At 67.4% G+C, this 12,370-nt stretch carries 10 protein-coding genes; 8 read left to right on the forward strand and 2 right to left on the reverse strand.

The window, feature by feature from the left end:
* Nucleotides 1–52 precede the first annotated feature (52 nt).
* Entirely contained in the window at nucleotides 53–913 is an 861-nt protein-coding gene (gene tesB, locus DBY63_RS01410; protein ID WP_027599866.1) for an acyl-CoA thioesterase II, read from the reverse strand.
* 171 nt (nucleotides 914–1,084) lie between these two features.
* Here tesB and DBY63_RS01415 point away from each other — a divergent pair, with 171 nt between their 5' ends.
* The 7 genes from DBY63_RS01415 to DBY63_RS01445 all read left to right on the forward strand — a co-directional run bounded on the left by DBY63_RS01415 (nucleotide 1,085) and on the right by DBY63_RS01445 (nucleotide 8,953).
* On the forward strand, nucleotides 1,085–2,701 hold the full coding sequence (locus DBY63_RS01415; RefSeq protein WP_007158985.1) for a histidine kinase famiy protein: 1,617 nt from the start codon (nucleotides 1,085–1,087) through the stop codon (nucleotides 2,699–2,701).
* Nucleotides 2,698–3,330, forward strand: a complete 633-nt coding sequence (locus DBY63_RS01420; RefSeq protein ID WP_108581099.1) for an exopolysaccharide biosynthesis protein — start codon at nucleotides 2,698–2,700, stop codon at nucleotides 3,328–3,330. Before DBY63_RS01415 ends, DBY63_RS01420 begins: the two co-directional genes overlap by 4 nt.
* Nucleotides 3,327–4,253: a histone deacetylase gene (locus DBY63_RS01425; RefSeq protein WP_108581100.1), complete on the forward strand. Its 927-nt coding sequence runs from the start codon at nucleotides 3,327–3,329 to the stop codon at nucleotides 4,251–4,253. The genes DBY63_RS01420 and DBY63_RS01425 overlap by 4 nt, the downstream gene beginning before the upstream one ends.
* Before the next feature lie 12 nt (nucleotides 4,254–4,265).
* A complete protein-coding gene (locus tag DBY63_RS01430; RefSeq protein WP_007158988.1) occupies nucleotides 4,266–5,042 on the forward strand; it encodes an NYN domain-containing protein in 777 nt (258 codons plus the stop codon).
* Nucleotides 5,043–5,196: 154 nt separating this feature from the next.
* Nucleotides 5,197–6,438: a zinc-dependent alcohol dehydrogenase gene (locus DBY63_RS01435; RefSeq protein WP_042133367.1), complete on the forward strand. Its 1,242-nt coding sequence runs from the start codon at nucleotides 5,197–5,199 to the stop codon at nucleotides 6,436–6,438.
* 46 nt (nucleotides 6,439–6,484) lie between these two features.
* Nucleotides 6,485–7,729: a TIGR03862 family flavoprotein gene (locus DBY63_RS01440; protein WP_108581101.1), complete on the forward strand. Its 1,245-nt coding sequence runs from the start codon at nucleotides 6,485–6,487 to the stop codon at nucleotides 7,727–7,729.
* Between the two features lie 108 nt (nucleotides 7,730–7,837).
* The gene (locus tag DBY63_RS01445; protein WP_256594332.1) at nucleotides 7,838–8,953 is read left to right on the forward strand and encodes an FUSC family protein; all 1,116 of its coding nucleotides are present in this window, start codon (nucleotides 7,838–7,840) and stop codon (nucleotides 8,951–8,953) included.
* A gap of 18 nt (nucleotides 8,954–8,971) precedes the next feature.
* Here DBY63_RS01445 and DBY63_RS01450 read toward each other — a convergent pair whose 3' ends face one another.
* Nucleotides 8,972–10,864, reverse strand: a complete 1,893-nt coding sequence (locus DBY63_RS01450; protein WP_108581103.1) for a hypothetical protein — start codon at nucleotides 10,862–10,864, stop codon at nucleotides 8,972–8,974.
* Nucleotides 10,865–11,002: 138 nt separating this feature from the next.
* On the opposite strand from DBY63_RS01450, the gene DBY63_RS01455 reads away from it, so the two are divergent.
* Nucleotides 11,003–12,319: a DEAD/DEAH box helicase gene (locus DBY63_RS01455; protein ID WP_108581104.1), complete on the forward strand. Its 1,317-nt coding sequence runs from the start codon at nucleotides 11,003–11,005 to the stop codon at nucleotides 12,317–12,319.
* Nucleotides 12,320–12,370 lie beyond the last annotated feature (51 nt).

Genomic DNA, 12,370 nt, shown 5'->3' on the forward strand with positions numbered 1-12,370 from the left:
AGGCAAGAGCCTATAAGGGTGATAACCAAATAGCCAGCCGGACGGCTGGATCTCAGCCGCGTTTGCGAATCAGTCCTTCCTGGGCCACCGAGGCCACCAGCTGACCTGCGCGGTTGTAGATGCTGCCGCGGCACAGACCGCGGGCGCCGCCGGCCCAGGGGCTGTCGATGGCGTACAGCAGCCAGTCGTCCAGGCGGAAATCGCGGTGGAACCAGACCGCATGGTCGAGGCTGGCGATCTGCAGCGAGCGGTCCCAGAAGCTGGTGCCATGGGGCAGCAGAGAACTGGGCAGCAGATTGAAGTCCGAAGCGTAGGCCAGCAGATAGCGATGCAGGGCCGGCTGGTCCGGCAGGTCGCCGGTGGCGCGGAACCAGACGTGGCGGACCGGTTCGGTGGGCTGCGGCTGGAAGGGGTCGGTAAAGACCACCGGGCGCATCTCGATCGGGCGCGGGCCGAGCAGCTTGTCGCGCAGCGGCGCAGGAATCAGCTCGGCATAGCGCTGGGCGTGGGCGATTTCCGATTGCAGGGTCTCGGGTGCCGGTACCTCCGGCATGGTCGTCTGATGCTCGAAACCCGGCTCCTCGATATGGAAGGAAGCGCTGCAGAAGAAGATCGGCTGCTCGCCCTGGAAGGCGGTGACCCGGCGCGTGGAAAAGCTTCCGCCGTCGCGAATGCGATCCACCTGGTAGGTCACCGCCTCCACCGCCGACCCGGCGCGCAGGAAGTAACCGTGCAGCGAGTGCACCCGACGCTCCACCGGCACGGTCTGGCTGGCCGCCGACAGCGCCTGCCCCAGGACCTGACCACCAAAGAGCTGGGGAAAGCCCAGATCCTGGCTGCCGCCCCGATACAGATCGGGGGCCAGGGATTCGAGGGTCAGTAGATCGACCAGGTTGTCCAGCACCTTGCTCATGGGTAGGGTTCCTTGACAGAGAGCGATCATCATACGCAAAACCGGTCAAATCCTGTGCGTTCGCCGTGCTTCCAGACACATTGCTCATCGTATGACGATAACTGGTGGAGCTTGTGGCCGTATAAAGGGTCACAATAAAGGTATCGCTGTCCGCTCGCAGGCTTCCTCTCCATGACCGAAACCGCAAACGCTTCGTCTTCCCACCCCGCCGCGGCCCAGATCGCGGAGCTGGGCAAGGGTCTCGGCCACGACGACATCTTCTTTGCCGCCGTGAAGAAGACCCGGATGCCGATGATCGTGACGGATCCGCACCAGCCGGATAACCCGATCATCTTTGCCAACGAGTCCTTCCTGCGTACCACCGGTTATGCCCTGGACGAGGTGCTGGGTCGCAATTGCCGCTTCCTGCAGGGACCCGACACTCGCCAGGAGCACATCGCCGAGATCCGCAACGCCATCCGCGAGCAGCGCGATTGCGACATCGAGTTGCTCAATTACCGCAAGGACGGCTCGACCTTCTGGAATGCGCTGTTCATCTCGCCGGTGCTCGATCCCGCCGGCCAGCTGCGCTATTTCTTCGCCTCGCAGCTGGACGTCTCCCGCCGCCGCGACGCCGAAGACGCCCTGCGCCAGGCGCAGAAGATGGAAGCCCTGGGTCAGCTCACCGGCGGCATCGCCCACGATTTCAACAACCTGCTACAGGTGATGGTCGGCTACCTGGATATCCTGAGGATCAACCTGGACCGTCCGGAACTGGACAGGGACAAGGCCAAGCGCCATGTCGACAACACCCGCGACGCGGTGAACCGGGCGGCGACCCTCACCCAGCAGCTGCTGGCCTTCGCCCGCAAGCAGCGCCTGACCGGGCGCGCGGTGGACCTGAACAAGCTCATCAATGCCCGCCAGAGTCGCCTGGCCCAGGCCCTGGGCGGTCCCTTCCGCTTCATCTTCCGCCCGGCACCGGCGCTGTGGAATTGCCGGCTCGATCCGATCCAGCTGGAGACGGCGCTGCTCAACATCGTCGACAACGCTCGCCTGGCCATGCAGGAGCGCGGCACCGGCACCCTGACCCTGGAAACCCTCAACGTCGAGGTCAATGGCCAGGACCTGGCCCATGGCGGCCTGGCCCAGGGGCATTATGTCTGCATCGCCTTGACCGACACCGGCTGCGGCATGTCGACCGACGTGCTCGGGCGCGCCCTGGACCCCTTCTTCACCACCCGCGACGAAGGCCAGGGCAGCGGCCTGGGCCTGTCCATGGTCTACGGCTTCCTCAAGCAGTCGGGCGGCCTGGTCAGGCTCTATTCCGAAGTCGGTATAGGCACCTCGGTGCGTCTCTACTTCCCCGTTTCCGAAGAGGAGGCGCGCGAACACCCGGCGCCCCTGCCGACCCCGCACGAGGACAGCGGCGGTTCCGAGACCATCCTGGTGGTGGACGATCGCCCGGACGTGGCGGCCCTGGCCCAGGCCATCCTGGAAGAGACCGGCTATCAGGTGCTGGTCGCCCACAATGGCCAGCAGGCGCTGGACATTCTCGCGCGCGAACCCACCATCGACCTGCTGTTCAGCGACCTGATCATGCCTGGCGGCATGAATGGCGTGATGCTGGCCAAGGAGGCCCAGCGGCGGCAGCCCGAGTTGCGCATCCTGCTCACCACCGGCTACGCCAACAACGCCCTGGAACTGGAAGAAGGCAACGGCGAGCGTTTCCCCATCCTCAACAAGCCCTATGGCCGCCAGGACCTGACCCGCTGGATCCGCCGTATGCTGGACAGCGCCCAGCCATGAAAGAGGAGGCCCTGGAGCGCGAGCCCGCCAGCTGCGACACCGGGCAGGATGGCCCGGTGGACCTCCAGAGCTTTCTGGCCTGCCTGGAGCGGGTGGGCCACAGCCCCAGCCAGGTTTCGGTGCAGCACCTGATCGACGCCATCGGCAGTCGCTCCTTCGGCCCCATGATCCTCCTGCCGGGCGTGCTGGCGATCTCGCCGCTCACCGGCATTCCCGGTATCGCCACCGCCATCGCCGTCTTCGTGATGCTGGTGAGCGGTCAGCTGCTACTGGGGCGCGACCACTTCTGGCTGCCGCGCTGGGTGCTGCAGCGCTCCGTCTCCCGTGGCAAGCTGCGCAAGTCGCTGCGGCTGCTGCAGAAGCCGGCGCGCTGGGTCGACAAGGTGGTCAAGTCGCGGCTGCGGGTACTCACCTCGCGCCCGGCGCACTTCGTCACCGCCCTGCTCTGCATCCTCATCGCCGCGACCATGCCGGTGCTGGATCTGGTGCCCTTCGCCAACACCACGGCGGGGCTGGCGCTGACCTCCTTCGCCCTGTCGCTGATCGCCCGCGACGGCCTGCTGTTTCTCCTGGCGCTGGGTTTCTGTACCGGTATCCTCTGGTTCATCCTGGAGCTTCTGGTGTTTTGAGCACACGCCTGCCCCTGGTCTACCACGAGGACTACAGTCCGCCCTTCCCCGCTGGCCATCGTTTTCCGATGGAGAAATTCCGGCTGCTGCACGAACACCTGAGTGCCAGCGGCATCCTGGGCGCGGACAACTGGCAACGGCCCGAACTCTGCCCGGACGAGCTACTGGCGCTGGCGCATGCCCCCGATTACATCCAGGCGTTCAAGGCCGGCGAACTGCCGCCGCCGCTACAACGCCAGCTGGGCCTGCCCTGGAGCGCAGCCCTGGTGCGCCGCACCATCCGCGCCGTGGGCGGTTCCCTGCTCACCCTGGAGCTGGCGCTGCGTCATGGCCTGGCCTGTCACCTCGCCGGGGGTACCCACCATGCCCATCACGACTATCCAGCCGGCTTCTGCATCTTCAACGACCTGGCGATCCTGGCGCTGTCGCTGCTGGAAAGCGGACGCGCCGGACGAGTGCTGATCCTGGACTGCGACGTCCACCAGGGCGACGGCACGGCGCGCATCCTGGCCGAGGTGCCCGACGCCGTCACCGTCTCCCTGCACTGCGCCACCAACTATCCGGCGCGGAAGGCGCAAAGCGACTGGGACATCCCCCTGCCCCGCGGCCTGGACGACGCCGGCTACCTGCGGGTGCTCGACGACGCCCTGGGTTACCTGCTGCCGCTCCACCAGCCCGACGTGGTGCTCTACGACGCCGGGGTGGACGTCCATCGCGACGACGCCCTGGGCTACCTCGAATTGACCGATGCCGGTCTCGCGGCGCGCGACGGTTTCGTCTTGCGGCGCTGCCTGGCGGCGGATATACCCGTGGTGGGGGTGATCGGCGGCGGCTATTCGGCCGATCGCCTGGCCCTGGCCCGTCGTCACGGCATCCTCCATCACACGGCGACCCAGGTCTGGCACGAGCTCGGCCTGCATTGAACAGGAGTTTCCATGAGCAAGACCGCCAAGACACCCGAATCCAGCCAGGCACGCCTGGCCGTGCTGATCGACGCCGACAACGCCCCCGCGGCCATCGTCGATGGTCTCATGGCCGAGATCGCCCGCTTCGGCGTGGCCAGCGTCAAGCGCATCTACGGTGACTGGACCCAACCCCAGCTCAACAGCTGGAAGAAGGTACTGCTCGACCACTCCATCCAGCCGGTGCAGCAATTCGGCTACACCAAGGGCAAGAACGCCACCGACAGCGCCCTGATCATCGACGCCATGGACCTGCTCTACACCCGCCGCTTCGATGGCTTCTGCCTGGTCTCCAGCGACAGCGACTTCACCCGCCTGGCGGCGCGACTGCGCGAGGAAGGGCTGACGGTCTACGGCTTCGGCGAGGAGAAGACGCCGGATCCCTTCGTTTCGGCCTGCGACAGATTCATCTACACCGAGATCCTCAGGTCCAAGCCGCGGGAAGAGCCGCGCGAGGCCGCCGGCGCCAGCGACAAGCCCGCCACCACCAACCGCGGCAAGCCCAAGCTGAGCACCATCCTCAAGCTCATCGAGCAGGCGGTGGAAGACGCCTCCGACGAAGGCGGCTGGGCCAATCTGGGCATGGTCGGGGCCAACCTCGGCAAGGTGCGTCCGGATTTCGACGCCCGCCTCTATGGGCACCGCAAATTCAGCGGCCTGGTCAAGGCCCATGGCGATCGTTTCGAAGTCCAGGAACGCGATCCCGCCGACGGCAGCGCCGGCAAGGCCGTCTATATCCGCAACCGCTGACGCCGCTGCGCCTGCCCGGCTCTGGCCCGGGCAATAGCGGCGAAAAGTCGCGAACTGTCGCTATCAGATCGCCATACCACCGGTCCGACCTCACGGAACCGCTCGGCTGACGGCGGCCTCCACCCTAGGTGCTTACCGCCCTACGGAGACCGCCATGCGAGCCTTGACCTACCACGGTGCCCACGATGTCCGCGTCGATACCGTCCCCGATCCGACCATCCAGGACGCCGACGACATCGTCCTGCGGGTGACGGCCACGGCCATCTGCGGTTCGGACCTGCACCTCTACCGCGGCAAGATTCCCACCGTCGAACACGGCGATATCTTCGGCCACGAATTCATGGGCATCGTCGAGGAAACCGGCCCGGCCGTCACTGCCGTGCAGAAAGGCGACCGGGTGGTGATTCCCTTCGTCATCGCCTGTGGCAGCTGCTTCTTCTGCAACCAGGATCTCTACGCCGCCTGCGAGACCACCAATACCGGTCGCGGCGCCATCCTCAACAAGAAACAGATCCCGCCGGGCGCCGCGCTGTTCGGCTTCAGCCATCTCTATGGCGGCGTGCCGGGCGGCCAGGCCGAATACGTGCGGGTGCCCAAGGCCAACACCGGTCCCTTCAAGGTGCCCGGCACCCTGGCCGACGAAAAGGTGCTGTTCCTGTCCGACATCCTGCCCACCGCCTGGCAGGCCGTGCTCAACACCGGCATCGGCCAGGGATCGAGCATCGCCATCTATGGCGCCGGCCCGGTCGGCCTGCTGTCTGCGGCCTGTGCGCGGATGCTGGGCGCCGAGCGCATCTTCATGGTCGATCACCACCCCTATCGGCTGGCCTATGCCCAGCAGACCTATGGCGTCATCCCGATCAACTTCGACGAAGACGACGACCCGGCCGCCACCATCATCGAGCAGACGCCCGGCAAGCGCGGCGTCGACGGCGTGGTGGATGCGGTGGGCTTCGAGGCCAAGGGCAGCACCACCGAAACCATCCTCGCCAACCTCAAGCTGGAAGGCAGCAGCGGCAAGGCCCTGCGCCAGTGCATCGCCGCGGTACGCCGTGGCGGTACCGTGAGCGTACCGGGCGTCTATGCCGGCTTCATCCACGGTTTCCTGTTCGGTGACGCCTTCGACAAGGGCCTGACCTTCAAGATGGGCCAGACCCACGTGCAGCGCTATCTGCCGGAGCTGCTCGAACACATCGAGCGCGGTGACCTGGCGCCGGAGGCTATCATTACCCACCGGATGTCCCTGGAGCAGGCGGTCGAGGGCTACAAGATCTTCGACAAGAAGCAGGAGGACTGCCGCAAGGTGATCCTGACGCCCGGACGCAGCGAGCCGCTGATTCCCGAACGACTGGAAGAACCCCTGGCGGCGCCCCTGGGCCAGGCCGGCGTGGTCTAGTCGCGTCGCGTACAATGGCGGTTTTCCTCAGCTCCTGGATGCCGCCATGTCTCTCCTTTCTGCCACGCCCGTCGTCGCTGTCATCGGGGGCGGCCCTGCCGGGCTGATGGCGGCCGAGACCCTGGCCGCCGCAGGCGTCCCTGTGGACCTCGTCGATGCCATGCCTTCGGTAGGCCGCAAGTTTTTGCTGGCCGGCGTGGGTGGCATGAACATCACCCATGCCGAGGAGCAGTCTGCCTTTCGTCAGCGTTATCGCGAGCGTGAGAGCGGCGTCAGCCCCTGGCTCGATAGCTTCGACAGCGATGCCCTGCGCGCCTGGATCCATGAGCTGGGTATCGAGACCTTTGTCGGCACCTCGGGCCGGGTGTTTCCCGCCGACATGAAGGCCGCACCCCTGCTGCGTGCCTGGCTGCATCGCCTGCGCGAGCAAGGCGTACGCATCCACACTCGCAGTCGCTGGCTGGGCTGGGACGCCGAGGGCCGGCTGCGCCTGGCCACCCTGGAGGGTGAGCGGCTCCTGCAGCCCCAGGCTACGGTACTGGCGTTGGGCGGTGGCAGCTGGCCGCGGCTGGGCTCGGATGGTGCCTGGCAGGCCCTGCTCTCCGCGCGAGGAGTTGGACTGCGTCCGCTGGAACCGGCCAATTGCGGTTTCGAGGTGGCCGGCTGGAGCAATTTCCTCAAGACCCGCCATGCTGGCGCGCCAATCAAGCCCGCGGCCCTGGCCCTGGCGGGTCAGCCGCCACGCCAGGGCGAATTCGTGCTGACCGACACCGGGATCGAGGGCAGCCTGGTCTATGCGCTGTCCGCCGAGATCCGCACGGCAATCGAACGGGATGGCCAAGCGACCCTGACCCTGGATCTGGCGCCGCAGCGGGACCTGACGGAACTCGGCCGGGCCCTGGCCAAGCCCCGCGGCAGCCAGTCTCTGGCCAACCACCTGCGGCGCCATGCCGGGATCGACGGCGCCCGGGCCGCCCTGCTCCGCGAGCTGGCCCCACCGGAGACCTTCCAGGACATGGGCCGGTTGGCCGAGGCCTGCAAGGCCGTCTCCCTCACCGTGGTCAGAGCGCGGCCCCTGGCGGAAGCCATCAGCAGCGCGGGCGGTGTACCCCTGGAAGCGCTGGACGACGGCCTGATGCTCCGGCAGCTGCCGGGCGTCTTCTGCGCCGGCGAGATGCTCGACTGGGAGGCGCCCACCGGCGGCTATCTGCTCACGGCCTGCTTCGCCAGTGGCCGCGCGGCGGGCCAGGGCGTGCTGCGCTGGCTGGCCACTGGTGGCAGCTCGGCCTGAGCGGTCCCGTCGCGATGCGCCTCTACCGTTCGCGGCCGGCTCCCGTGCTGCCAGACGGCGATCAGCGGCGGTAACATAGGCAGCGATCACGGTACTCATCAGGGATCCATGTCTCCCTCTCAGGCGTTGTCGGAATTCAGGCAGTTGTTGCGCGATCTGGCAGGCGATCTCCGCCAGTTCGGCCGCGACCGGCGCCGCCTGGTCGACGAACTGGAAACCCTGACCTCGGTCCTGCTGGCGATCCTGCTCGGCCACCTGGCCGGGGTTCAGCATGTCGGTTGGGCGGCGTTCAGCGGCTATATCGTGATGAGGTCAGATGTCCGCGACAGTTTCTCGCGCGGCTGCCTTCGGGTGCTGGGTACCTGTATCGGCGCCGCAGGCGCTCTGTTGGTCCTGCGCCACCTGCAGCTGAACCCCTACGAGCAGGCCGTCCTGCTGGGCACCGTGGGCAGCATCACCCTCTATCTGACACTGGTGGGCCGCTATGGCTATGCCTGGTTGCTGGGCGGCCTCACCTACGCCATGGTGGTCCTGGCGAGCCTCCAGGCGCCCGAGCAGCTCGAGCAATACGCCCTGTCACGCTTGTTGGAGGTGGCGCTCGGCACCTCGGCGTGCGTGCTGGTGAGCGCCCTTTCCACCTACGGCGTCCGTGCGCGCCTGTGGCCCAAGGTGCCGACCACGGTGGCCTCGACACCGCGAACCCTGGGTGTCTGGCAGCCCCTGGCGTTGCGCCATGCGCTGCAGGGAGGTCTGGCTCTGGCCCTGTTGTCCCTGGGCGCGACGGCAGAGATCGGGGTGGATGTCAGCCAGGCGGCCATCACCATCCTGGCGGTCATGGTGGTTCCCTTCGACGGCCTGAGCAGCGCCGGCAAGGCGGTTTCCAGAAGGCTGTTGCATCGAATGCTCGGCTGCCTGCTCGGCGGTGGCCTGGCGGCCCTTCTGCTGCTGGTCAGCCAGGAAAGCCTCTGGCTGACGCTGGCGGGCGTTGCGCTCGGTGTGCTGATCGGCAGACACCTCGAGAATGGTCCGCTCGGTATCGGCTATCTCGGCATGCAGTTCGCGCTGGCGTTTCTGGTGGTGATGGTGCCTGACCACTATGACCATATCGACCCGGTGGCAGGCATGGCACGACTGGGCGGCATCCTGCTGGGTTTTCTGGTGCTGGAGCCGGTGTACTGGCTCTCGACCTGGCTGATCAGGCGCCTGTCACCCGGAAGCCCCTAGGGCGCCGCGGCGCCGAGCTCAGGCCGGGCGCTCGACGAACTCGGTGGCCGGCGAGCCATCGGCATTGTGCTGGCGGATCACCGCCGGGCGCCCTTCCCCGTCCAGCAGCACCTGGCCGATGCCGGCACCGTTCCACAGTCGCTCGCCAGCCTCGCGGCGATCCGGCAGGCGCGGCTGCAGCTCCCACCGGCGGCGCTTGGTGAAGCCGTTGAGCGGCGACCAGGGCGCATAGAGCCAGCGATTGAGTCGGTCCAGGGTGGCCAGCAGGCGCGGTGGGAATTCGTTCTTGATGCCGCTGCTGGTGATCTGCCAGAGCCGCGGCTCACCGCGCCGGTCCCGGATGCGGATGTCGTAGACGAAGGAATAGTGCACGTCGCCGGAAAGCACCACGTAGTTGCCCGGGGTGCGGCGGTGGCGAAAGATGTTGAGCATGGTCTTGGCCGCCCCGGGGTGGGCCATCCAGTTCTCGGCATCCACCATCAGCGGCTGGCCGAACCAGGTAAAGATGCGCTGCACCGCCTCGATCAGCTTGACCCCGAACATGGGCGCAGCCGAGACGATCACCGCCGAGGGATGGTCCAGCAGGTCCTGCTGCAATTCGCAGAGGGCTTCCCAGTCCATCAGCCCCGAGGGGTGCTCCAGGCGCCGCTCGCTGCGCCAGCGACGCGTCCGGGTGTCCAGCACGATCAGCGGCGGGCTGGTCTTGAGCACGTAGTGCCAGCCCTGGAAGCGCAGCAGGTCGTCGATGCAGGCGTTCTGCGTCGGGCACTCCAGCTTGCCGTCGTCACCCGCCGTGTCCAGCAGCCGGGCCGTGGCCGCCAGGGGTTCGGCCACGGCTTCCGGGGCGTTGCCCCAGGCCTGGCAGAGCAGATAGGCCAGCAACGCATTGCCGAGGATGCGCCGGGAAAAGGGATGGCCGTAGGCGGTCTCTTCCCAGCGCGCGGAGAGGTTCCAGTCGTCGGTGACGTCGTGGTCGTCGAAGATCATCAGCGTCGGCACGCCGGCCAGGGCCCGCGCCGCCTGCGGCAGGGTCGCGACGAAGCCCTCGATGCAGCGCAACTCGGCGGCGTAGCGCTCATCGTCCTTGGCGTCGAGCGCCGGTGGCACCACCTCGATCAGCGTCCAGGGTGTCGGCGACCAGCAGAGCAGATAGAGCGCCAGCACCTCGCTCAGGGTCACCAGGTGGTTGTGGGCATTGGTGGAGGTGAAGATGGGTTTCTCCACCCCACCGAAGAATTTCTCGCGCAGCGCCCGGTTGGACTTGAAGGCCGGCAGCAGGTCCTCGCGGTGGTAGAGGTTGGCGGCATGGGCCATCAGCGCCTCGCTGTCCGCCACTACCGCCCCTTCGAGGTCCTCGCCATAGAGCCCGAGGCGGCGGATCAGCGCCTGCACCGCCAGCAGCATCGGCCCGGCGACGTCATCGGCATAGACTTGGTCGCCCGTGAGCAGCAGCGCCGCCGGCGACTCCTCAGGGATCGTGCAGCCCTGCAGCAGGCGATCCACGGCGATCAGGCCGTCGGCCGAGGCATGGTGAGGCTTGCGGCAGGAGCCGTGCAGCAGATGATCGAAACGCGCGCGCAGGACGAAGCGCGGCAATTCGCCCTCGGCGGAGAGCAGATGCGGCGCCCAGTCGCGGATTCCACCGGCGCTCAGCTGCAGGTCGTAGCGGAGGAAGGTGTCCGTGGGCAACTCGGTCTCCGGCCGGACCTCGATCAGCTGCAGATAGGCCTGCTCGCCCAGGCGCAGGCACTGGGTCTCCCCCTGCACGCCGAGCTCGGTCGCCCCTTGCCACAGCCGCGGCACGGGCGTCTCGGCCGAGCGGGTCACCAGCCACAGCAGCAACCGGGACGCTTCGGTGCGCCGCAGCAAAGGGCCGGCCAACACCGGGGGCAAGGTAGGGGTAGCGCTCATGGGGTCTCCTGTAGCCACGCAACTTACCACTATGCCGTGCCGGGATTCCGGCTGCAGCCGCCGCCTGGCTACAAAGTTTGAGCGCGCTTCACAGTCGGCCTAGAATTCGCTCCCTTTTCGACGCCATCCGGGCCTGTCATGACCTTTGCCGACCTCGGCCTCATAGATCCGCTGCTGCAGGCGCTCACCGCCCTGGAGCACAGCTCCCCCACGCCCATCCAGCGCCAGGCCATCCCGGCGGTGCTGGCCGGTCGCGACCTGCTGGCCGCCGCCCAGACCGGCACCGGCAAGACCGGCGCCTTCGGACTGCCGCTCCTGCAGCGACTGGTGCAGGAAGGCCCGGCGGTGGCGCCAAACCATATTCGCGCCCTGATCCTCACCCCCACCCGCGAGCTGGCCGAGCAGGTCCATGCCAGTCTGCGCGACTATGCCCAGCACCTGCCACTGCGCACGGCCGTGGCCTACGGTGGCGTGAGCATCAATCCGCAGATGATGAAGCTGCGCAAGGGCGTGGACGTGCTGGTGGCGACCCCCGGGCGCCTGCTCGACCTGTTCAACCAGAACGCCGTGCGCTTCGACCAGGTACAGCTGCTGGTGCTGGACGAAGCCGATCGCATGCTCGACCTGGGCTTCTCCCGGCAACTGGGCGAGCTGTTCGTCATGCTGCCGCGCAAGCGCCAGACCCTGCTGTTCTCGGCGACCTTCTCCGACGCCGTGCGTCAGCTGGCCGCCCCGGTACTGCGTGATCCCCAGACTATCGACGCCAGTCCGCGCAACACCGCCGCGGTCACCGTCAAGCAGTGGGTGGTGCCGGTCGACAAGAAGCGCAAGACCGAACTCTTCCTGCACCTCTATCGCAGCGGTCGCCATGGCCAGGTGCTGGTGTTCGCCAAGACCCGCAAGGGTGTGGAGCAACTGGTAGAGGCGCTGCAGGCCGAGGGGCTGGCGGCGGAATCCATCCATGGCGACAAGCCCCAGCCCGCGCGGCTGCGTTCCCTCGCCCGCTTCAAGGCCGGCGAGGCCGACATCCTGGTCGCCACCGACGTGGCCGCCCGTGGCCTGGACATCCAGGACCTGCCACTGGTGGTCAACCTGGACCTGCCCATCGTGGCGGAAGACTATGTCCACCGCATCGGCCGGACCGGCCGCGCCGGCAACCAGGGCCAGGCGGTGTCCCTGGTGTGCGCCGATGAAGTGGAGCAGCTGGCGGCCATCGAGACCCTGATCGGCCAGATCCTCATGCGCCGCGACGAGCCGGACTTCATCCCCGACCATCGCGTGCCCCAGACCGGCCCGGGCGGCCTGGTCATGAAGAAACCCAAGAAGCCGAAGAAACCCAAGGTGGGCGGTCCGGCATCCGACAAGCCCCTGGGCCGCTGGGTAGAAGACGGCAAGCCCAAGGTCAAGTCGGTGCGCAAGGCGCCGGGTTTCGGCAAGGCGCGCAAGAAGCCCTGAGCCCAGGAATGGTGGACAAGGCTGCGCCGTTGTCCACCCTACGGCCCCCAC

The organism is Pseudomonas sp. RIT411 (assembly GCF_003057735.2).
Classification (GTDB): Bacteria; Pseudomonadota; Gammaproteobacteria; order Pseudomonadales; family Pseudomonadaceae; genus Chryseomonas; species Chryseomonas oryzihabitans.